Origin of the sequence: Paenibacillus mesophilus (assembly GCF_005938385.1) — a bacterium.
GTDB lineage: Bacteria > Bacillota > Bacilli > Paenibacillales > NBRC-103111 > Paenibacillus_AB > Paenibacillus_AB mesophilus.
Map to the genome: position 1 here is coordinate 153212 of NZ_VCRA01000014.1, position 22204 is coordinate 175415.

At 55.1% G+C, this 22204-nt stretch carries 15 protein-coding genes; 6 read left to right on the plus strand and 9 right to left on the minus strand.

The features are described from left to right. Positions 1-45: 45 nt before the first annotated feature. Positions 46-2040 carry an excinuclease ABC subunit UvrB gene (gene uvrB / locus FE783_RS23485; RefSeq protein ID WP_138881829.1) on the plus strand — a complete coding sequence of 665 codons (1995 nt, stop codon included), beginning with the start codon at positions 46-48 and terminating at the stop codon, positions 2038-2040. 111 nt (positions 2041-2151) lie between these two features. Continuing rightward, positions 2152-5031: an excinuclease ABC subunit UvrA gene (uvrA, locus tag FE783_RS23490; RefSeq protein ID WP_138881830.1), complete on the plus strand. Its 2880-nt coding sequence runs from the start codon at positions 2152-2154 to the stop codon at positions 5029-5031. Positions 5032-5093: 62 nt separating this feature from the next. Here uvrA and FE783_RS23495 read toward each other — a convergent pair whose 3' ends face one another. The 4 genes from FE783_RS23495 to FE783_RS23510 form a co-directional block, all read right to left on the minus strand. Next, the gene (locus tag FE783_RS23495; RefSeq protein WP_138881831.1) at positions 5094-6401 is read right to left on the minus strand and encodes an ABC transporter substrate-binding protein; all 1308 of its coding nucleotides are present in this window, start codon (positions 6399-6401) and stop codon (positions 5094-5096) included. Between the two features lie 15 nt (positions 6402-6416). After that, positions 6417-7334 (minus strand): AraC family transcriptional regulator, encoded by a 918-nt coding sequence (locus tag FE783_RS23500; protein ID WP_138881832.1) that lies wholly within the window; start codon positions 7332-7334, stop codon positions 6417-6419. Positions 7335-7445: 111 nt separating this feature from the next. Further along, positions 7446-8327, minus strand: a complete 882-nt coding sequence (locus tag FE783_RS23505; RefSeq protein ID WP_138881833.1) for a helix-turn-helix transcriptional regulator — start codon at positions 8325-8327, stop codon at positions 7446-7448. 302 nt (positions 8328-8629) lie between these two features. Further along, on the minus strand, positions 8630-10240 hold the full coding sequence (locus tag FE783_RS23510) for a nitrite/sulfite reductase (protein ID WP_138881834.1): 1611 nt from the start codon (positions 10238-10240) through the stop codon (positions 8630-8632). A gap of 413 nt (positions 10241-10653) precedes the next feature. On the opposite strand from FE783_RS23510, the gene FE783_RS23515 reads away from it, so the two are divergent. Then, positions 10654-10866: a hypothetical protein gene (locus FE783_RS23515; protein ID WP_138881835.1), complete on the plus strand. Its 213-nt coding sequence runs from the start codon at positions 10654-10656 to the stop codon at positions 10864-10866. A gap of 98 nt (positions 10867-10964) precedes the next feature. On the opposite strand, the gene FE783_RS23520 is transcribed toward FE783_RS23515, so the two are convergent. From FE783_RS23520 to FE783_RS23540, 5 genes are all read right to left on the minus strand, one after another. Beyond that, positions 10965-12113, minus strand: coding sequence for an MBOAT family O-acyltransferase (locus tag FE783_RS23520; protein ID WP_138881836.1), 1149 nt, complete (start codon positions 12111-12113; stop codon positions 10965-10967). Positions 12114-12221: 108 nt separating this feature from the next. Beyond that, positions 12222-13148: a hypothetical protein gene (locus tag FE783_RS23525; protein WP_238403222.1), complete on the minus strand. Its 927-nt coding sequence runs from the start codon at positions 13146-13148 to the stop codon at positions 12222-12224. Between the two features lie 12 nt (positions 13149-13160). Beyond that, the gene (locus FE783_RS23530; RefSeq protein WP_238403223.1) at positions 13161-14372 is read right to left on the minus strand and encodes a hypothetical protein; all 1212 of its coding nucleotides are present in this window, start codon (positions 14370-14372) and stop codon (positions 13161-13163) included. 4 nt (positions 14373-14376) lie between these two features. Beyond that, a complete protein-coding gene (locus FE783_RS23535) occupies positions 14377-14628 on the minus strand; it encodes an acyl carrier protein (protein ID WP_138881837.1) in 252 nt (83 codons plus the stop codon). 32 nt (positions 14629-14660) lie between these two features. Then, complete coding sequence (locus tag FE783_RS23540) at positions 14661-17840, minus strand: FG-GAP repeat domain-containing protein (RefSeq protein WP_238403224.1); 3180 nt, start codon at positions 17838-17840, stop codon at positions 14661-14663. Between the two features lie 212 nt (positions 17841-18052). On the opposite strand from FE783_RS23540, the gene FE783_RS23545 reads away from it, so the two are divergent. The 3 genes from FE783_RS23545 (at position 18053) to FE783_RS23555 (ending at position 22204) form a co-directional block, all read left to right on the plus strand. Beyond that, on the plus strand, positions 18053-19036 hold the full coding sequence (locus FE783_RS23545) for a PfkB family carbohydrate kinase (RefSeq protein ID WP_202916245.1): 984 nt from the start codon (positions 18053-18055) through the stop codon (positions 19034-19036). Positions 19037-19039: 3 nt separating this feature from the next. After that, positions 19040-19549 carry a metallophosphoesterase gene (locus tag FE783_RS23550; RefSeq protein ID WP_138881838.1) on the plus strand — a complete coding sequence of 170 codons (510 nt, stop codon included), beginning with the start codon at positions 19040-19042 and terminating at the stop codon, positions 19547-19549. Between the two features lie 120 nt (positions 19550-19669). Next, positions 19670-22204 carry a U32 family peptidase gene (locus FE783_RS23555; RefSeq protein WP_138881839.1) on the plus strand — a complete coding sequence of 845 codons (2535 nt, stop codon included), beginning with the start codon at positions 19670-19672 and terminating at the stop codon, positions 22202-22204.

The following is a 22204-nucleotide window of genomic DNA, read 5'->3' on the forward strand; positions in this document are numbered from 1 at the left end:
GCCGAAAGGACCAATAGAGTCGAAAGACCCAGTGAGGGAGAAACGATGAGCGATATCGTACTTTCAAACAAACCGTTCCAATTGATGTCGGAATTCAAGCCGCAGGGCGATCAGCCACGGGCGATCGGCGAGCTTGTGCAGGGAGTGAACGAAGGGAAGAGGTACCAGACGCTGCTCGGGGCTACCGGGACAGGGAAGACGTTTACGGCGGCCCAAGTGATCGCGCAGCTGAACAGGCCGACGCTTGTCATCGCACACAACAAAACATTGGCGGCTCAGCTTTGCAGCGAGTTCCAGGAGTTTTTCCCTAATAATGCCGTGTCGTATTTTGTCAGCTATTACGATTACTACCAGCCCGAAGCGTATATTCCTTCCAGCGACACCTACATCGAGAAGGACTCCAGCATCAACGAAGAAATCGACAAGCTCCGCCACTCCGCCACCAGCTCGCTGTTCGAACGAAGAGACGTCATCATCGTGGCCAGCGTATCGTGCATCTACGGTCTCGGCTCCCCGATCGAATACAAGAACCTGGTGCTGTCGCTGCGTACCGGGATGGAGCGCCCGCGCAACGAAATTCTTCACAAGCTCGTAGACATCCAGTACCAGCGCAACGATTTGAACTTCGTGCGCGGCACGTTCCGCGTGCGCGGCGACGTCATCGAAATATTCCCTGCCTCCCGCGGGGAGCAAGCCGTACGCGTCGAGCTGTTCGGAGACGAAATCGAGCGCATTACCGAAATCGACGTACTGACCGGCGAAATTATCGGGGAACGCGACCATATCGCGATATTCCCGGCTTCTCACTTCGTAACCCACGAGGATACGATGAAGGTTGCGCTGGTCGATATCGAGCGCGAGCTGGAGGAGCGGCTGGCCGAGCTGCGCTCTCAGGGGAAGCTGCTGGAGGCGCAAAGGCTGGAGCAGCGTACCCGTTACGACCTGGAAATGATGCATGAGATGGGATTTTGCTCGGGAATCGAGAACTACTCGGGCCCGCTTACGTTCCGCGAGCGCGGAGCCACTCCGTATACGCTGTTCGATTATTTCCCCGACGACATGCTCGTTATCGTCGACGAATCGCATGTGACGCTGCCGCAAATACGCGGCATGTACAACGGAGACAGGGCACGGAAGGAAGTGCTCGTGGACCACGGCTTCCGTCTGCCGTCTGCGCTGGATAATCGGCCGTTGCGGTTCGAGGAGTTCGAGAAGAAAGTAAGCCAGGCGATATTCGTGTCCGCAACGCCCGGCCCCTACGAGATTGAGCAGTGCCCTACGATGGTGCAACAGATTATACGTCCGACGGGCCTCCTTGACCCGATCATCGAGGTGCGCCCGACCAAAGGGCAAATCGACGATCTGATCGGCGAGATCAACGAACGGATCGCGAAGGACGAGAGAGTGCTCGTCACGACGCTGACGAAGAAGATGTCGGAGGATTTGACCGACTATTTGAAGGAACTCGGCATTAAGGTGCGTTATTTGCACTCGGATATTAAGACGCTGGAGCGGATGCAGCTGCTGCGCGATTTGCGTCTCGGCACGTATCACGTGCTGGTAGGCATCAATTTGCTGCGCGAAGGCTTGGACTTGCCGGAGGTGTCGCTCGTCGCGATACTCGATGCGGACAAGGAAGGCTTCTTGCGCGCGGAACGGTCGCTTATCCAGACGATCGGCCGGGCCGCCCGGAATGCGAACGGCCGGGTCATCATGTACGGGGACAAGCGGACCGACTCGATGGAGAAGGCGATACGCGAGACCGAGCGGCGGCGCGGAGTCCAGATCGCCTTCAACGAGCAGCACGGCATTACGCCGCAGACAGTCCAGAAGCGGGTGCGCGACGTGATTGAGGCGACGAAGGTGGCCGAGCAGAAGGCCGATTATTTGGCCGATATCAAGTCGGAGAAAATGTCCAAGAAAGACCGCGCGTCGGTAATCGAACGTCTCGAGGCGGAAATGAAAGAAGCGGCCAAAAACTTGCAGTTCGAGCGGGCAGCGGAGCTGCGCGATGCGATATTGGAGCTGAAGGCGCAGTAAGTCTGGCGCATGTCGGAGAAAGGTTTTCCAGCAGGGTGAACGTTTCTCGCAGCCGACATGCGTGCTATGATGAAGGAAGGTACGGTTTCACCCCGGAAAGGATGATCCAAAATGGCACAAGACCGCATCGTTATCAAAGGAGCGCGAGCTCATAATCTTAAAAATGTCGACGTGACGATCCCTCGCGACAAATTCGTCGTACTGACCGGATTAAGCGGATCGGGCAAATCGTCGCTTGCCTTCGATACGATCTATGCGGAAGGGCAGCGGCGATACGTCGAGTCGCTGTCCGCTTACGCCCGGCAATTTCTCGGACAAATGGATAAGCCCGACGTCGATTCGATCGAGGGGCTGTCGCCCGCTATTTCGATCGACCAGAAGACGACGAGCCGCAATCCCCGTTCGACGGTCGGAACGGTAACGGAAATATACGACTACCTTCGTCTCATGTTCGCGAGAATCGGGCGTCCGCATTGTCCGGATCATGGAATCGAAATAACGGCCCAGTCGGTCGAGCAGATGGTAGACCGGATCATGGAATACCCGGAGCGGACGAAGCTGCAAATATTGGCGCCGATCGTATCGGGGCGCAAAGGCGAGCATACGAAGCTGCTCGCGGACATTCAGAAGCAGGGCTTCGTCCGTGTCCGCGTCAACGGCGAAATTCGCGATTTGTCCGAGAAAATCGAGCTGGAGAAAAACAAAAAGCATTCGATCGAAGTGGTCGTCGACCGGATCGTCGTGAAGAACGACATTCACGCCCGTCTGGCGGATTCGCTGGAGACGGCGTTGAAGCTGTCCGACGGTCGCGTTATCGTCGACGTTATGGAGCAAGAGGAGCTGCTGTTCAGCCAGAAGCTCGCTTGTCCGGAATGCGGCTTCAGCATCGAGGAGCTGGCGCCGCGCATGTTCTCGTTCAACAGTCCGTTCGGAGCATGTCCGGATTGTGACGGGTTGGGCGCAAAAATGATTGTGGACCCGGACCTTCTTGTGCCGAATCCGGCGCTCACGATAGAAGGAGGCGCTTTCGAAGCGTGGGCCGGCAGCACTTCGAACTACTACCCGCAATTTTTGGCTGCCGTGTGCGAGCATTACGATATTCCGAAGGATGTGTCCGTTTCCGAGCTCAGCACGGACCATATGAAGAAAATTTTGTATGGAACCGGCGGGGAGAAGATCAAGTTCCGTTACGAGAACGACTTCGGATTTACGAAGGAAGCGCTCGTTCCTTTCGAGGGCATCGTCCGCAATCTGGAGCGGCGGTACCGAGAGACCGGATCCGACGGCATCCGGGAGCATATCGAGCAATATATGAGTGCGAAGCCGTGCCAAAGCTGTAAAGGCCATCGGTTGAAGCGGGAAAGCTTGGCCGTTACGATCTCCGGCAAAAACATGGCGTACGTCACCCACCTGTCCATCGGGGAGGCGGCCACCTTCTTTCAATCGTTGGAGCTGACCGATAAGGAACGGACGATCGCCAATTTGGTGCTGAAAGAAATTGAAGCTCGTCTCGGATTTCTCGTCAACGTCGGGCTCGATTACTTGTCGCTCAACCGTTCGGCGGGAACGTTGTCCGGCGGAGAAGCGCAGCGGATACGGCTGGCGACCCAGATTGGCTCCAGCTTGATGGGCGTGTTATATATTTTGGACGAGCCGAGCATCGGGTTGCATCAGCGGGATAACGATCGGCTGATCCAGACCTTGGAGCATATGCGCAATCTGGGCAATACTCTAATCGTCGTCGAGCATGACGAAGATACGATGCTGGCGGCGGACTATATTATCGATATCGGACCGGGTGCGGGCATTCATGGCGGACAAGTAGTGGCGCAAGGGACGCCGGAAGAAATTATGAAAGACCCGAACTCGTTGACCGGACAATACTTGAGCGGCAAAAAGTTTATTCCCGTGCCGAGTCCGAGACGCAAGCCGAACGGCAAATGGCTTGAAGTCAAAGGAGCGAAGGAAAACAATTTGCGCGGCGTAAACGTCAAAATTCCGCTCGGCGTGTTCAGCTGCGTTACCGGCGTATCCGGCTCCGGCAAAAGCACGCTGATCAACGATATTTTGTACAAGGCGCTTGCCCGCGATCTGAACAAGGCGAAGCTGCGCCCCGGCGAGCATAAAGAAATAGCGGGGCTCGAGCATATCGAGAAAGTGATCGACATCGACCAGTCGCCGATCGGCAGAACGCCCCGTTCGAATCCGGCCACTTATACCGGCTTGTTCGACGATATCCGGGACGTTTTCTCGAACACGACGGAAGCGAAGGTGAGGGGCTACAAGAAGGGCCGCTTCAGCTTCAACGTCAAAGGCGGAAGGTGCGAAGCGTGCAGCGGGGACGGCATCATCAAGATTGAGATGCACTTCTTGCCGGACGTATACGTGCCTTGCGAGGTATGCAAAGGGAAACGATACAATCGCGAGACGCTGGACATTAAGTACAAAGGGAAAAACATCGCCGAAGTGCTGGAGCTTACGATTGAGGACGGCTGCGAGTTTTTCCAGAACATCCCGCGCATTCACCGGAAGCTGCAGACGCTGCTTGATGTAGGTCTCGGTTATATGAAGCTCGGACAACCGGCTACGACGCTGTCGGGCGGGGAAGCGCAGCGGGTGAAGCTCGCCGCCGAGCTTTACCGGCGAAGCACGGGCAAGACGATTTACATTTTGGACGAACCGACGACGGGGCTGCATATCGACGATATCGACCGTTTGTTGACGGTGCTGCACCGTCTGGTCGACAGCGGAGAGACGGTACTGGTCATCGAGCACAATCTGGATGTAATCAAGACGGCGGACTATTTGATCGACCTGGGACCGGAAGGCGGCAGCCGCGGCGGTACGATCGTGGCCGCCGGTTCGCCGGAGGAAGTCGTCCAAGTAGCCGCATCTTACACAGGCAAGTACTTGAAGCCGATACTGGAGCGGGATCGGGCGAGAACCGAACAGCAGAAGGAAAGTCAGCTGCAGGAGAATGCGGTAGTGTAAAGCCAATAGCCCGGGATGGAACGTCTTATGTCCATTCCCGGGCTATTTTTAAATGCACGCGGTTACTTTCCCGACAAGCTGCCTACCTCTTTATCGTTCCGTTCTGACGCTTCACGCAATGCCGTTACATAATCCGCGCCTTTGGATACGGCTTCGAGTGCGGCAAGCAATTCCTTATTGGCGATCCCATTATGTTTCGTTTTGAGGGTCGGTACGGCATATTTGGCAGGAAGCACCGCCTTCATATTTTTACCCTTCACGTACGGGAGATCGACGGCGAACTGCTTCATGACCGATGTATCCTTCAAGATCGTAATATTGCCGGAGCGAGCGGAGTAGTTCTGGAATTCGTCCGAAGTCATGTAGTTTAGCACCTGGAAGGCGGCTTCACGGTTTTTGCTAGTTTTGCTCAAGAAGAAGTAAGTCGGATACGATTGGGAACCGATCCCTTCCTTTCCCGGGAATACGGGGAACGAGGCAATGTCCCAATTCACGCTATCCTTATAAATTTTTTCGGCGCCGGTCAGAGTCAAGAACATCGCGGCCGTCTTGTCTTTATAGAACGGATTTTGTTGATTATCCAAATAGAACCGGTTGCCGGGCAGTCCGTTGCCGGCTATTTGGTAAAAACGGGCCTGATTCTCGAATGCCTTCTTGAAGCCGTCCTGCAGGAACAACGCTTTGCCCGAAGCGGCATCCTGGCTCGGTGCCTCGAGCTGGTTCAGCATAAGCCCGAATTCGAACGCCATCGTCAAGCCCTTGTATTGGCGGCCTCCTTCGGAGCGGGTCATCTTGCGGGTCAATTCGTACAGCTCATCCCAAGTCATCCCGTCCTTCGGATACGATACGCCGAACATATCGAACAAGTCCTTGTTGTAGTAGAGCGCCATCGAACGCGTCCAAGTCGGAAGCCCGTAGAGGCCCCCGCCCGCCAGCTTGCGTTGGATTTCCACCGTAGTCGGCTCCAGGCGATTCAAATCGAACTTATACTTGGCGATCAGATCGCTAATATCGTCCTGAAGGCCGTACTCAAGCACGGAAACGCCCGTTGATTCGACCACTATATCGATGGGCGTTCCGCCCGTAATCAGATTGGGCAAAGTTTTGCTGTCGACTTTCTGAACGATCTCGAAATTGAACTTCGGGAATTTCTCCTTCAGCTTCGTTCCGTACTTATCCATGAGCAGTTCAACCTTCTCGCCTGTCGTGTCGAAGATGACGAGATTGGCTGGTTGGGTAGTCGGATCGGCGAGCGGTTGAGGTTCTTTGCCGCTCGAACCGGATTTGCCGTTCTCCGTATTCGTTCCGCATGCGGCCAGTAATCCGATACTTAATAAGGAAAGAGCAGCTGCCCATTTCCGTGATCCCATAGTGAAAGACCTCCCTTATTTCCTTTTTTGGGGGGGAACGGTCTCGGGGAAGACGGGGAGACGAAGCTCCAAAGGGTTTAGCAGAAAAGGCTGCACCTTCCTGCGAAACTGCTCGGGGGAAAGCCCGACGAACTTTTTGAACAACCGGCTGAAATGGGCCATGCTTTGGAACCCGACTTCCCGGTACACCTCGTTAACGGCGCTGTTCCTGTTACATATAAACCTGATTTTGGCCTGATTGATTCTGTATTTATACAAATAGTCGATAATGCTCATACCGGTCAGCTCGCGGAATATGCGCGACAAATGGTGCTTGCTCATAAATACGCTTTTCTCAAGCATATCCAGTGTAATCCGTTCCGAATACCGCTCTTCGATCAGCGAAATGATCGTTTGTACATTTCGCTCCTTCTCGGATTCGTACGCCCCGCTGCCCTCGGTCGATCGTTCCATGTCGGATCGGCATTCGTCGTAAAAAATCCACAGCAAATCGAAGAATGCAACAAGAAACCGGTTGAATTCGATCGCCTGTTGGCAATAGTAGTACTTGTTGATCCGACGTAAAATATCCTCAACTTCTTCTTTCTGTTCTCCGCGCAGCCGGATTCTCCAGTTTTTCAATGTTTCGAACGGCCGAAGCGGATTGAGCGGCCCGAGCATCGGATGAAAGACGCGGACCATTTCCGGATAGAAAGAATACATCGAGCGCACATATTCCGCATCGCGCTGGACAATCGGACCGTGTCTCGTCATACCGTTCATAATAATAGCGTCGCCCGGCTCAAGCGTATACACCTGATCGCCGATCAAGTAATCGCACTTTCCTTGATGAAAGTAATAAATTTCGTATTGCGGATGTGTATGAAACGTTTTAACAAAAGGAGATTGCCATTGATAATAATATTCGTTGAAAAGCGGGTAATTTCGCGACAAAATCAGCTTCGTCTCCCTCCCTTCCCCCGGACGTTCTCGAATATTCCCGACTTCTCAACTGTATCATAGCGACATAAGCCGCGCTTTTCTTACGTTCATCTGAATGCGGTCTTAGTTGACCATGTTTGATATGTGGTCCGCCTGATCAGGCAGCTCGGGTTTGACCAGCCTGCGGTAGTTTTCCGGTGTCATGCCTACGCGTTCTTTGAACAGACGGCTGAAATGGGAAACGTTTTTGAAACCGGCCTGGAAGCATATGTCCGTAATCGAGCACTCCTTCTGCATATGAAGAAGCCGCTTCGCATGGTCGACGCGTCTACGGTACAAATAATCGAATATGGTCATGCCGGTATTTTCGCGGAAAATTTTGGACATGTATTGTTTGCTCAAATGGAGCTCCTTCTCCATGGCATCCAGCGACAAGTCTTCATTGAATGCGGTTTCAAGGAAAGCGATCATTTTCCGTACATTCCGTTCTTTGTCGGACAACGTATAGTTCAATGCTTTCATGGCCGGCTCGCATTGGGCGTACAAAACAATGAGCAGATCGGAAAAAGCCATGACCAGCCGATTGAAGCAAACCCAATCGGCACCGGGGTGAAATCGGGCGATTCTAAGCAAGATGGACTCGCATTCCGACATCGCCGAGCCCGTCAATCTCGTATGAAAGTGGCCGAGTACCTCGAAGGGCAGCAGTAAATCGATTCCGTTTACTTGTGCTCCGATCGTCCTTAGTACGGACGGATGAAACAAGATGCTCGTATGAAGGGTGCCGAAGTGCCCCTCATCCCGCTGTCCGTGCTGCTTCGTCCCGTCCGCAATCAGCAAGTCGCCGGCCGCAAGCGATAGCGTACTCTCGCCAAGCCGATATTCGCCATTGCCATCGTGAAAGTAGCGAATCTCGTAATGGTGCGGACCATGCAGCCTGACAGGTATGGGAGTGCCGCTGCGGTATCGAAAGTCGTGAAGCAGGACGGGACGCTGGGCAATCATGCTATCCACTCCTAACGGTAAGTTTTCACCATTTTACCACAACGGTTTGGGGTGGTATACCGTTTCGTAGGGACGCCCGCGAGTATGGACGATTAGTCGATTGCCCTATACTCCTGCTTCGTTATCCAATACGTTCATCTCCTTTTGGGATATACCAGAGTTAAAAGCCAGTGTACCAGACAACAGTCGGCGGTTCTTTCCTCCCATTCATGTATGTACCGGCTCATTTGACTGACATCGGCAGAATAGGCGAAGCAAAAGAAAGAAGAGGCGGCCTCAGATAAGGGAACCGCCTCTTGGAATCAAGAAGCCAATATTTGCGTCAATTTTTCCTGGAACGCCGGAATGCCTACGCGCCCAACGAACTGGTGGAACGTTTCTTCGGCGCTGCGATTTTCTTTGTAGAACAAAATGAGCTGGGCCAATACGGAGCCGACGTCGTCGCCTTTCACGCGGCCTTTGAGCGGCTCGTTGAACTTGGCGCCCGGACCGAGAATACCGCCGACGGCGATATCGAATGCGTCGACCATGCCGTCCGGCGTTTTAACGAGTGCGCCTTGCAGGCCGATATCGGCGATATGCTTCTGGCCGCAAGCGTTCGGGCATCCGATAAAGTGGATCCGAATGTCTTCGTCGAGCTCGACACGGCTATCCAAATACTCCGCCACGGTACGTGCGCGCTCTTTCGTTTCCACGACGGCCAGATTACAAAATTCGTTGCCGGTGCAAGAAACTGTCCGGCTCATGAAGGGTTTCGGTGTCGGTGTCAGACGCTCGAGCACCGTTTCCTTCAGCAAAGCTTCCACTTTGCCATCCGGCACCCCGGACAACAAAATGTTTTGCGAGACGGTCGTACGCAGCGTACGGTCGCCGTATTCGTCCGCCAGGCGAGCGAGCTCGATGAACTCATCGGCACTCAATCTTCCTACCGGTACGTTCAGACCGACATAGTTCAGCCCCGCCTGCTTCTGGGGATGTACGCCGTCGAAATAAGCGGCCTGCCAGCCTACGGTTTTGTCCTCGCCGCGGGAAGGCATGTCCCCGATCAGCTCGACCAGCTTGTCGCGGAACTTCTCGGCTCCCCAGTCGGCGACCAAAAATTTGAGGCGCGCATGGTGGCGCTTCTCGCGGTAACCGTAGTCGCGATAAATCGTCGTAACGCCGATTGCAACCTTCAGCACCTCATCCGGACGAACGAACATGTCAAGCTGCTTCGCCAGATGCGGCTTCGCGGACAAGCCTCCTCCAACCCATGCATGGAAGCCGAGCACTTCCTCGCCGTCGATCGTCTTCGTCGCCGGGGTAAAAGCAAGGCACTGGATTTCGGCGTGAGCGTTGTTATAAATATTAGAAGAGATGGACATCTTATACTTGCGGGGCAGGTTGGAAAAATCTCGGTTCAACAAGAAGAAGTCGTTGACTTCGTTGACGAGCGCCGTCGTATCCATCAGCTCGTCCTTATCGATGCCGGCAAGAGGATTGCCTACTATCGTTCTCGGGCAATCTCCGCAAGCTTCGTAAGAGTACAGCCCTACGGCTTCGAGTCTCTTGAAAATATCCGGCATATCTTCGATGCGCAGCCAGTGGTATTGAATCGCCTGGCGCGTCGTAATATCCATCAGATCACGTCCGTAGTCTTTGGCGATAAGCGCCAGCGCACGGGCTTGATCGGTGCTCAGTATTCCCGAGTTGATGCGTACGCGCATCATGAAATATCCGTCTTTCGGCTTTTGTTCGTATACGCCGGCCCATTTGAACCGGTTCTTCTCGTCTTCCGGAATAGAGTCGTAACCTTCCTTTGCATATTTCTCGATGATTGTCCGGATGACATCGAGCCCGTCCTTTTCCAGCTTGACCAGTTCCATTTTATTCAGCTTGGACGGGTCCGAAGTCCATATCGGTTCATAAGCCACTTGAAGTACCTCCCATAATGTGCATAAATCCGACAAAAAGAGTATGATAAGCTATGCTGATACTATCACATTTTGTAGAATGCGTAAATGCGGAGAGGTGCGTTTTGGTTCCGGTCGATTATCAATTGTTCTTATGAGTGATATAGGAATTCGTGATAAGAAAAGAATGCCGAATCGTTGTCGTCAAAATGGTGACAAACTTGTTAACAATGCAGAATTTGCTTGCAACGATTGACTTTGCACGATAACATAGATGAAGATGAGTATAAGTGTGAATATGCGAATAATTGTGCAATTTTCACACTAAGTGTGAATATGCGGTATAAGTGCAATTTTCACACCAAGTGTGAATATGCGAAAGTTGACGCAATTATCACACAACGTGACGTTTAACCTTAAGGAGGTCCCAAGCTATGTATTTGGCAGATGAAGCTGCTGCGGCAAGTGCATCCAACTTCCACACATTCGACTTTTTCATGATTGTATTCACGATCCTTTTGATCGTCGCCGTGGTGAGATTGGTCGGCGCAAAGGTAAAAAATAAATTCGCGATCGGATTTGCCGCATTCAGTCTGTTCGTGTTTATCGTATTGGACATTTTCATGGTACAAAGCTGGATGGGCTAAACGACATATAGCTCTGGAATGGAATAAGGAACGACATGAAAACACCCTTGCGATTGCAAGGGTGTTTTCATTCGTTAGCGTATCATTGCTCATTCGCTCTACCAGTTCAATAGCCCTCTATAAATACGCAGGACGACATCCGAATTCCCGCTGTACACAATGACCGCAGCCGTCACGAGCAGCTGCGTGCACACGCAGCGGAAAAAGAAGTAGCCGGACGATACCTTCTTTCGGTTGACGAGCGACAGCTTCAGAAGGCTTTCCAGAGCCATCAGCACGCCATGATACACACCCCAGAGCAAGTACAGCCAGGAAAAGCCGTGCCATAAGCCGATGCACACCATAATTACGATGGACAGGCCGGCCGCCGCGCCGCGGGACGAATATTTACGCGAGAAGATCATGAAGATATGATCGCGGAACCAATCGCCGAGCGTAGCGTGCCAATTGCGCCAATATTGGGTGAGCGTAGGCGACAGGAACGGCTGCTTGAAGTTTTCCGGAATCGTATAGCCCATCAGCCGGCCGAAGCCGATCGCGATATCGGAGTAACCGGAGAAGTCGAAATAGATGAGCGCATAAAACCATACCATTAGAAACAAGCTGTGGTACACTTGCAGATCGTGCTCCAGCACGTCTTTGAACACGACGGTCATGCCGGCCACGAGCACGACTTTCTTGAACAAGCCGAGTATGATGCGCTTGATCCCGGCTTCGAAATCAGCCGCCGTAACGGCGTAAGGCTTCTTCGCGTCGGCTATGAAGTCGCGGAACTTCAGGATCGGTCCCGAGGTGAACGTCGGGATAAACAGCAGGTAGTTGACGAAGTCGAGAAACGGCGCTTTGCTGTCCTTGCCGACGTAATAGGCGAAGTAATAAGCGTCGATCACTTTGAGTACGGTGTAGATAAGTCCGAATAAATAGATCGTATCAAACAACGGGTGCTCGAACAGCTTCATCCCGAACAGCCTGAGCGAAGAGACGGCCGCGACATTCGCGATGATCGCCGTGCCGAACAACAGTCTCCTTCCTCTAGGTGCGTAGCACATCCACACGTATCCCGCGTAGTTGACAAGTACATACACCGCCGAGAAGAGGAACAGCTTGCGGCTGAACAAGTATAGGAAGCACAGGTTGAACAAGAGCACGAGTATTCGTTTGTTGTGCGGCCATCGCCGTGTGAGCATCAGCACGAAGACCATACCGAGCAAGGCGGCCAAAGCGTGCAGGTTCAACAAATAAGACATGGGCGGGCTCCTTTAGCGAATGGGCGGTCGGTCAAAAGCCTTCGTAAATAAACAGCCCTTTGCCCGTAAAGCAAATGGCTACCAGAGCGAGCATGATCGCATACACGATCACTTCGCCGATTTTCCGAAAGATCGCAGCCATCGGTCCACCTCCGCAGTAAATTTCGGCGCGCCGGTCTCGCGGTTCAAATGGACGAGATCGTGAAATTCGTCCGGCTTGAAGGCGTCGGACAAGTCGAGGACGGGAATCGCGTTAATATTCAGCGCTCCATTGACCCGTTCCTTCAGCTGCTTCCAATAAGCAGGCTGCGGATAGGCGGCATCCGGATTGAGCGGCATCCATACGACCTTAAGGGGCAAGGCATGCTCCTTGGCATAGCCGATTACCCAATCGAGCGCATCCAGATTGTCGGCCATATCTCCAAGCTGCATCCAGCTGTAGTTGGCTTCGTAACGTTCCCAGTCTTTCTTCAGCTGCTCGGCTGTCTCGCGCCCGAAGTACAGCTCTTTGTCGATCCAACGGGGCTCGTACGTACGGAAGTCGATCTCTCCCTTGCGTATCCCCGCCCAGAAATTGCGGATCCATTCTCCGCCCGCATCCTGGAAGTAGTCGCGGTAATAGAACATGTAAGGGCTGTACGAAGGCTTGGACCACGGGAAACGGGGGTCTGTCTGCATCTTGTCCAGCATCGTGTGGACGTCGATACCGACGACGAGCTGTTCCTCGGGCTCATAGAGGCCGCGCCGTAAAATTTCGCGCAGATCGGTTATTTTGCCGTAAGACATCCCCATCTCCACGAGCGGGATTTGCGCCTTGTCTTCCATGTAAGCCCCGGTGACGGCCGAGTTGCCAAAAAAAACGGGACCGGAACGATCCCACTGGTGGTGAAACAACGTTTTCGTAAAATCGTCCTTCTCGAACCTCCGGGAGTTCGTCATCGGGTCCCGCCATGCGGCGAATGCGTCGATCAGCAGGAACACGATGACGAGCATCAGCACGAATCCGTTCTTTCTCACATGAGTCCATAATTTCACGCGAATCACTCGTTATCTTTTTTTGGTTTGCCAAGCGTGATACTGCTCGCGGAACGCCGCCGGCCAGCCTTCCTCGTTCAGGCCGAACTGGGCAAGGAAAGCGAACACCCACCGCTCGAGTCCGAAGCCGACACAGCCTGTAGTGGCGGGCCGTTTGCCGGTTTTGATATCAAAGGCGGTACCGAAGGCGGTGCTGTGAAAGTTGACGGAGCTGCAGGCGATCGATTTGTTGATATACGGAATCGTCAGCCGCATCTCGTACTTCATCTCCTGATTGCGCTGGAACGAAGCTTTCACCTGGAAATCGTTCGTGAAAAACGGGTCGTTCGCGTTCTCGATCAGGCAGTCGATTTCCCATTCCATGGCGAGCTGCTTCAGGTGCTCTACCGCCTTCATACGGTTGTCGCGGACGAACTCCGGTTTGCCGACGAAAATGATTTCCCGCATGCTGAAATCGAGCAGTCGGCCGAAGTCGGCATGGTTTTTCGATTCGTACCGGTGACATTTCGCAACTGCGGTCGCGACGATGCCATCCCCCTCCAGTGTCTCGCCTTGAAGCCCTTCGTAGCAATGATAGCACGTCGAAGGGTTCATCGCGAAGCGGGGCTTCGGCATATTCCGGTTCAAATCGAGCGGAGCTTCGGCTTTCCAGCCGCCTGATTGCCGGATCGATTCGGAGAACGATTCGATGACGTCCAGATCGTCCCGCAGATGGCTCAGGAAATGAAGATGCTCCGGGAACGAAGTGAAATGGTTCGTTTTATCAAGCGTAGACAGATGGATAACAGCCGGATACGACTCTTCCTTCGCTCCGAAGGCGTTCGCGATCCGCTGCACGAACGTGTCGTCGAAGAAGCGAAGCAGGCTCGAGAACGGTTCGCGGAAAATGAACAGTCCCGGCTCGAGCACCTTGATCGTCTTCGCTTCGACCAGATCGGCGATAATATCGCCTCGGTATGGCATCGCGCCGCGATGCTCGAACAGGATATGCTCCTTGAAGCCGAAGTCGCCCTTGGAGAACCGTTCGATCAGCCGCTCAACGCCGGCTATGATTCGTTCCCCGCCGTCCGGAGCGTGGTGGGTGACCGTCAGCGTCCCGTTCTCCAGGCGAATGTCGTCGATATGCTCGCTAACGAAGGCGGAGGCGTATTTGAGCTGTCCGTGCTGGTTCGGGTCGAGCCGATCCAAGGAAATGACGCAAGAGATCGCGTTATCAGTGTGCATGGCGTTACCTCCCCTTCTTGGCGGCGATAAAGGTAGAGATCTCCCTTATCGTGTTAAGCGGATACAGCATCAAATCCTGATTCGTCACTTGGATCCCGTATGTTTTCTCGATATGAGCGATCAGGGCGGTAGCTCCGATCGAGTCGATGAACCCATAGTCGAACAAATGGACATCGGTCGTGAAGTCGTCGTCACCGTCTTCGATTTCGTAGCGCTCCCGAATATGGCGCTCCAGTTCCAGCATAATGTCTTCCATCGCTCAAGTCTCCTTTAGAACAATCTGGTGGATTAATCGTTCGGCATCGTAACGGTAATGCTGGTCTTGGCCCCGAAATGGGTGACGGTATACAAGTTGTCCCCGGGATCCTTCTCGATCTTCAAGTCCTCTCCAGCAATATGCAGCGGCCGCGGCCCGTACAGCTTGATCTGCTGCATGCCGTCGGAGTCGAGCCGGATCGTCCAGGCGGTGCCGTTGTCCTCGATCCGGACGGGAACGTTGGAGCGGACGATATGGAACGGTTCGGCCCCCCAGTTGACGGAGACGCTCGTCAGACGGCGCAGGCCGAGTCCGACGTACAGCTTGTCCCCTTTTTTCGTAAAGGCGGGAGAGTCCGTTGCGAACGGATAGTCCGCATAGCGTTCACCCGGCTCGAATACGACGCCGGCCGTATCGCGGTATTCCCCGGCCATGCCCGGTACTTGATCGGTGTTGGCCGAGATGGACAGCGTCAAGTGCAGGCCTTTGCCGAATTTCGTTTTCAGCTTATCGATCGCATAGACGAGCCAAGGGCGCTCCACCCGGATATCGCTTTTCATCGTGGCAAGGAACGAGCGGGCCATTTGCGGCTCGGCCATAAAGTTGTAGTCGTAAGACGTCCGCAGCTCGTCGAAAAACCTTACGAACGTGTTCATCATATTCTGTTTATCCGGATCGTTGTACTGATATTCGATATGCTCGAAATAATCGATCGGCATGTCCAGCATCGCGAACGATCTATAAATGTCCGTCGTTCCGCCCTTGTCGTCCAGCTTGAACATGAAGCCGGGCGCATGAAGCAGCATTGGCGTCTTCAGACGGTCATCGTCCAGCAGGAAAGGGAAGCTCCAGATGAAGTCCTGGCCCCACTGCGGCTCTGTCGGGCTGTCGGACGGCTTGAAGCCGAAGTTGTACCAGATGTCGGCTTCATTCTCGTTGCGCAGCGTCTGCAGCCGGTCGGCCTGATTGATGCGCCAAGTATGCTGGTTCGTTCCCGTCTGGGTCCATGGCAGGCCGAGCGCGGCGAACGACTTTCGTTGCAGCTGCAGCTCCAGCTTCTCCTGCTCGGAGCTGAGGAAGCTGTGCACGTATACGTGCGGGACGATTTCCAGCTTGTTCTTGCCGGCGTAATCGAGAAACTCCTGCAGCTCTTTCTTGAAAGGAAAGGCGGGATCGTCGACCGGAACCGGCTTGCTGTACTGCAGCTGTCCTACGATCAAATCTTCCTTGCCGTCATGATTCAGGTCGGCCCAGAGCGGCACCGAGTACTGCCCGCCGACGAGCGCTTTCGTGCCCATCTGGTTGTTCGTCCGGCCTTGAATCGGTCCTTGCAGCAGCCAATTGCCCGCACTCCGGGTGTATACGAGAAGATCGCCTTCGCTATTGCCTATAACGAGATCGGGGATCTTGTCTCCATCCATATCGCGGACAGCCGGTGCCGCATAGGCGGCTTTAATTTGGAACAAAGGCCGGGCCTGGCCAAATTGCAGCGGCTTGCCGGGAATGCCGGAGTAAGCCGTGAGCTGCCCGTCCGCATCGCCGACGACGAGATCGATCGTTCCGTCCCCGTCGATATCGCCGATTCCCGGAGCCGAGTGGGAACCCGCCCGAATCGGCTGACCGTCGGACAGCAGAGGGACGGCGGAGGCGAAAGCCCCTTTCCTTTGCTGGAGCAGGGCGACGACGCTGCCATCCTTGCTTCCGACGACCAGATCGGTCAAGCCGTCGCCGTTCAAGTCCGCCGCCGTTACCGTCGAGTAGCCTGCAGTGCGGAACGTCTGCCCGTTCGCAAGCTTCAGCTGCTGCGGCGCTCCGAAGCCGTCGGGATAAGCGGTCCCCTCGGGTACCATTTGGGTGGACACTTGTTTCCCCGCGTTTTGGTAACGATATATATAGCCGTCGAAGCTGCCGACGATCAGATCAGCCAACCCGTCGCCGTTTAAATCGGCAAGGGAAGGATAGGCCCGGTACGGAAGCTCCAGCTTCATCCCCAGCTGGTTTTTGCCGGGGTACAGGCCGACCGTGAGCGGAATGTTCTCACTCGTGACGAGCGTGCCGCTCGAATAGAAGGAGTTCGGAAACTCTCCGACGAATTGCGGCTTCGCCGTCGTTCCCGTATTCAGATGGACCGTAATGCCTTCGTACCAATGATGCCAGTCGAACGACGAGCGAACGAGCGAGAACGAAGGGATTTGATTGTACGTTTTGAGCTGCTCCGCCCATGCGATCCCTTCTTTATGCTCGATCGCGGGAAGGGCTTCGAAATGGTTCTGATAGGCCATGGCCGGCCGGCCGTAAGGGCCGAATACTTTTTTCAGGCTGTATCCGAGCGTTTCCTTCGAGACGTACGACAAATATTCGTTGCGGAGCAGATGATTCGCCGCGGCGAAAGCGAAATGGAAATACGGCTCCTGCGGCAGCCCCGTCTTGAATTCGAAGTATAGCGAACGTCCTGGCTGCTTGAGCGACACATCGTGCTTGGCCGCTTTCGTCGGAAAGCCTTTGGTTGCGTCCATCCCGCTTTGCAGATCGAAGCCGGTAATAAAATACCGGTTCGGCAGGAAGGTGCTCGCCGCCAGCACGGTGCCCAGCCCGTACCGGTTGACCGTGTACAGCGCTTGCCCGTTCATCGATACGAGCGGCTCCGCCGTCGAAGGAACGATCGCGAGCCCCCAATCGAATCCCGGCATCATCGTATCCATATCGGTTATGTAGCCATGTGCGGTAAAGTTGTCCGCAAATTGCTTGAATACGTCTTGCATGCCTTGCAAATTTCCCCGTACTTGCGGGTAGTCGAACTTCGGCTTAACGGCCCCCTTGACGGGTGTGAGGTCGGCTGCGCCGAGAAGGGACTTGGGCAAATCGTTCAGCAGCTCGTTCTCTACGAACAAATGGCCGCCTTGCTTCACATAGGCTTCCAGATCGGGTATGGCTTCCCGCAGTGCGGGCGTTTGCTTCAAGGAAACGTCCAAATAAACGGCATCGTAAGACTGAAGCCGCTTCGCATCGAACGTATCGAGAGAAAGTCGGCTCACATCGGCATTTGCTACAATCGCTTGTTGGAAATTCAGATAAGCCGCCCGGTCGTAAGCATCCCCCCCGCTTGCGTACAGCAGCCGAACCCGCTCCTGCTTGTGGCCGAATACGAGCGCGAACACTGCGACTAGCAGCAGGAGCCCGACGAACCAGGCCGCTTTTTTGCGCAATGACAAGGCAATCCCTCAAAACTTGTAGAATAGTCGTTCCATGAATGTTTGAAAACATCGTCAACCTGTGTAAGGACTAGTGCCATTATAGCATTTCAGGCGTTGCTTGTTAAACATTTGACGACGGCGGCGGCAGAAAGTTGCCGATTCGTCTCCACTTTTGTCGATACATTCGATATAATTCGAGGCAAGAGTTCCGTTTGGAGGAGGATGCACCCATGGAGAAAAAAATGGTAGTTTGCTTGGGCGAGCTGTTGATCGATTTCGTGCCTCAGTCGAATGGGTTGCCTTTATCGCAAGTCGATACGTTTCATCGAGCGGCCGGCGGCGCTCCCGCCAATGTCGCCGCGGCGGTAGCCAAGCTTGGAGGCCGTTCGCGGTTTATCGGGAAGGTCGGCCGCGATCCGTTCGGGGATTATTTGCATACCGCCTTAGGGGAGGCCGGCGTAGAGCCGGCGCTTGTCGCAACGGACGAGGCCCGGACCGGACTCGCGTTCGTGTCGCTGCGGGAAGACGGCGAGCGCGACTTCGTGTTTTTCCGCAATCCGGCGGCGGATATGCTGCTGCGCAAGGATGAGGTGGAAGACGCCTGGCTGCAGGACGCGGCGATTTTCCACTTCGGATCGGTATCGCTTATAGCGGAGCCGTGCCGGACGGCGACGCTGGATGCGGCGAGACGGGCTAGAGCGTTCGGCGCGCTCGTTTCTTACGACCCGAACGTCAGGCTGCCGCTGTGGGCGAATGCGGATTTTGCCCGGCGAACGATACTCGATCAGCTGCCGTCGGCCGATCTTGTCAAAGTGAGCGAGGATGAAATCGGCTTCCTGTACGGTGGCGTCAGCATCGAAGAAGGCGCGCGGCTTATGCTCGGACTAGGCCCGAGCTGTGTCGTCGTGACGCTCGGCGCGGCTGGCTGCCGCGTATTTACGCAGACGGGGGACGTAACCGTTCCAGGCGTACGAGTGGAGCCGGTCGATACGACCGGAGCGGGCGACGGCTTCGTCGGCGGACTGCTGTGGGGGCTTGCGGATGCCGGAGTCCAGGCGGCCTCACTCGGCGAGGCGCTGGCCGACCCGACGTTTGCGGTCGACGCGCTCCGTTTCGCCAATGCGGTTGGAGCGCTCGCGACGACGAAGCGGGGCGCCATACCGGCGCTGCCTACGCGGAGCGAGGTCGTAGAGAAGCTGGGCGGGGAGGCGTAACGGGTGGCCGACGTCTTCTTTATATCCGACCATCATTTCGGGCACAAGCACATTATCGATTTCGAATCGAGACCGTTCGGCGATGTGGAGGAAATGACCGAGAAGATGATTGCGAAATGGAACGCCGTCGTAGGCGCGGACGACCGTGTCTTTCATTTGGGCGACTTCTCTTTTCTGAACAAGGAGAAAACAAGCGCTATCGTCGACCGGTTGAATGGGACGAAGACATTGATCATGGGCAATCACGATCGCGGAAGGTCCCGGTCGTGGTGGTTGGATGTCGGATTCCACGAGGTAAGCGAATACCCGATCGTATACGGGGGGTTCTTCTTTCTGTCGCACGAGCCGATGTATATGAATAAACATATACCTTACGTGAATATCCATGGGCACATCCATGGACAGAAATACGAGAGCAGCCAATATGTCAACGTAAGCGTGGAGCATTGGGACTACACACCCGTTACGTTTGAGGCAATCAAGCGCATGGTCGTGCCGAGCGAGGAGCAGTAGCGCCCGCCCGAATCGATCCAATTTGCTCCGATGGCATTACCAGCCCCTTTTCTGGTAAACTAATAGGATAAGGGGGGGCGGAATCGAGCCGCTCCATGCAAGCATTGGAGGAACGAAACTATGCGCGAAGACATTCGCATCGAACATATCGAGCTGCTGGCGCCGGCCGGCGATTGGGACTGCCTGAGGGCGGCTGTGGCGAACGGAGCCGACGCCGTCTTCTTCGGCGTGGACAAATTCAATGCCCGCGTACGGGCCAAAAACTTTACGATGGACGAGCTGCCCGACATTATGTCCTTTCTGCACCTGTACGGGGTAAAAGGGTTCGTCACGTTCAACATTCTTGTGTTCGAGGAGGAGCTGAACGACGCCAAGAAGCTGGTCGAGGCGTGCATCGACGCGGGCGTTGACGCGGTCATCGTCCAGGACCTCGGACTGGTCAAGCTGATCCGGGACATTTCCCCGGACTTCCCGATCCACGGCTCGACGCAGATGACGATCACTTCTCCGGAGGCGGTCGAGTTCACGAAGCCGTTCGATATCGAGAGGGTCGTGCTCGGGCGCGAAAATAATTTGAAGCAAATCAAGCAGATCGGCGACCAGGCGAAGCTGCCGATGGAAGTATTCGTACACGGAGCGCTGTGCGTATCGTATTCGGGCCAATGCTTGACGTCGGAAATGTGGGGCGGACGTTCGGCCAATCGCGGGGAATGCGCGCAAGCGTGCCGACTTCCGTACGATTTGATGGTAGACGGCGTGCAGAAGCCTATGGGCGATGTCGCATACTTGCTGTCGCCGAAAGATTTGGCCGCTCTGGAGCTCGTGCCGGAGCTGATCGAAGCCGGGGTGACCTCGTTCAAAATCGAGGGCCGCCTCAAATCGCCCGAATATGTGGCGAACGTTGTCGGCAAATACCGCAAGGCGATCGACAGCTATTTCGCGGGACGCGACCCGAAGCCGACGAAGGAAGAGCTGCGCGAGCTGCAGCAAAGCTTCTCGCGGGGCTTCACCTACGGGTTCCTGAAGGGGACGAACAACAAGCAGCTGGTAGAGGGCACCTTTCCGAAAAGCCGCGGCGTATACCTCGGCCGGGTGAAGCAGCTTCTGCGCGACGGCGTAATATGCGAGCTGGAAGCGCCGCTGAAGCGTGGAGACGGCATTGTCTTCGACGCCGGAGATCCGACGAAACCCGAGGAAGGCGGGCGGGTATACGATATCCGGCGCAAAGGGCAGAAGCTCGAGGGCGAGGCGATAGGAGGCTTGATCGAGATCGTGCCGGGGAGAAACGATGTCGATTTGAAGCGGGTGCGCGTCGGCGACCGGATATGGAAAACAAGCGATCCGCATTTGGATAAAAGATTGCGGCAAACGTTCGAGACGGATAAGCCGTACCGCGTATTTCCCGTAACCGTCAAGGTGACCGGACGGCTGGGACAGCCGCTTCAGTCCGTATGGACCGACGAGCGGACAGGGCAATCGGTGGAAGTGCATTCGGAGCTGCATCTCGTGCAAGCGGAGAAAAGGCCGATGGACCGGGCGCTGTTCGAGGAGCAGTTCGGACGGCTCGGCGGCACGACCTGCTTCTTGAACGGACTGGAGCTCGATCTGGAAGGATCGCTCATTATTCCGATGAGAGAGCTGAATCAGATGCGCCGCCTCGCGGTCGAGCAGCTGGAGGAGACCCGCCAGAAGCCGCGCAAGTATATGAAGCGCAGCGTGGACGTCTATGCGGATGCGCATCGCCAAGTGCCGATCGGGGCATTCTCGGCAGAAGCCGCGGGCGCTCGCACGCAGCAGCCGCGTCTGATAGCGCTGTGCCGCAATCTGGAGCAGGTGAAGGCGGTATTGACTACCGATGTAGAGTGGATTTACGCCGACTTCGAATTTATTAAGCAGTACCCGGCCGCTATGGAAGCGGTTCGCGCAGCAGGCAGGAAAATCGCTTTGGCTACGCCGCGTATCCATATGCCGGGCGAAACCGGGTATTTCAAAAATATGCTGAATCTTCGACCGGACGCCATGCTCGTACGGAACACCGGAGCGATGTATTTCTTCATGAAGCACCGCGCGGAGAGCAAGGACGGTTACCGGCCGGAGCTGATCGGCGATTTCTCGCTTAACGCGGTGAATCACAAGACGGTCGACCTGTTCGTCGATGCCGGCTGCAGCCGGGTAACGCCTTCGTACGACCTGAACATCCAGCAAATGATCGATTTGCTTCGTCGGACCGATCCTTCGCACCTGGAAATCGTGATCCATCAGCATTTGCCGATGTTCCATACGGAGCACTGCGTTTACTGTACATTCTTGAGCGAAGGAACGGATTTTACGAACTGTGGACGTCCTTGCGAGGATCATCGCGTTTCGCTGCAGGACCGAATCGGCATGTCCCACCCGGTCCGCGTTGATGAAGGATGCCGCAATACGGTATACAACGCGATCGAACAATCCGGCGCGGAATATTTGCCGCAGTTCCGCGAGCTGGGTCTCGAGACGTATCGGGTGGAGTTTCTGGAAGAATCGCCGGATCAAGTGCGCGAGGTGCTCGATCTGTACAGCCGTGCGCTGCAAGGAACGATCAGCGGTACAAGCGTATGGCGCACGCTCAAAGCGACGAACCAGCTCGGCGTTACGCGGGGGCAGCTCGTCAAGTAG

Bases quoted from the DNA above. Each gene is read 5' to 3' on its own strand.
- uvrB (WP_138881829.1), top strand. From the start codon at position 46: ATGAGCGATATCGTACTTTCAAACAAACCGTTCCAATTGATGTCGGAA.
- uvrA (WP_138881830.1), top strand. From the start codon at position 2,152: ATGGCACAAGACCGCATCGTTATCAAAGGAGCGCGAGCTCATAATCTT.
- FE783_RS23495 (WP_138881831.1), bottom strand. From the start codon at position 6,401: ATGGGATCACGGAAATGGGCAGCTGCTCTTTCCTTATTAAGTATCGGA.
- FE783_RS23505 (WP_138881833.1), bottom strand. From the start codon at position 8,327: ATGATTGCCCAGCGTCCCGTCCTGCTTCACGACTTTCGATACCGCAGC.
- FE783_RS23515 (WP_138881835.1), top strand. From the start codon at position 10,654: ATGTATTTGGCAGATGAAGCTGCTGCGGCAAGTGCATCCAACTTCCAC.
- FE783_RS23520 (WP_138881836.1), bottom strand. From the start codon at position 12,113: ATGTCTTATTTGTTGAACCTGCACGCTTTGGCCGCCTTGCTCGGTATG.
- FE783_RS23530 (WP_238403223.1), bottom strand. From the start codon at position 14,372: ATGCACACTGATAACGCGATCTCTTGCGTCATTTCCTTGGATCGGCTC.
- FE783_RS23535 (WP_138881837.1), bottom strand. From the start codon at position 14,628: ATGGAAGACATTATGCTGGAACTGGAGCGCCATATTCGGGAGCGCTAC.
- FE783_RS23545 (WP_202916245.1), top strand. From the start codon at position 18,053: ATGGAGAAAAAAATGGTAGTTTGCTTGGGCGAGCTGTTGATCGATTTC.
- FE783_RS23555 (WP_138881839.1), top strand. From the start codon at position 19,670: ATGCGCGAAGACATTCGCATCGAACATATCGAGCTGCTGGCGCCGGCC.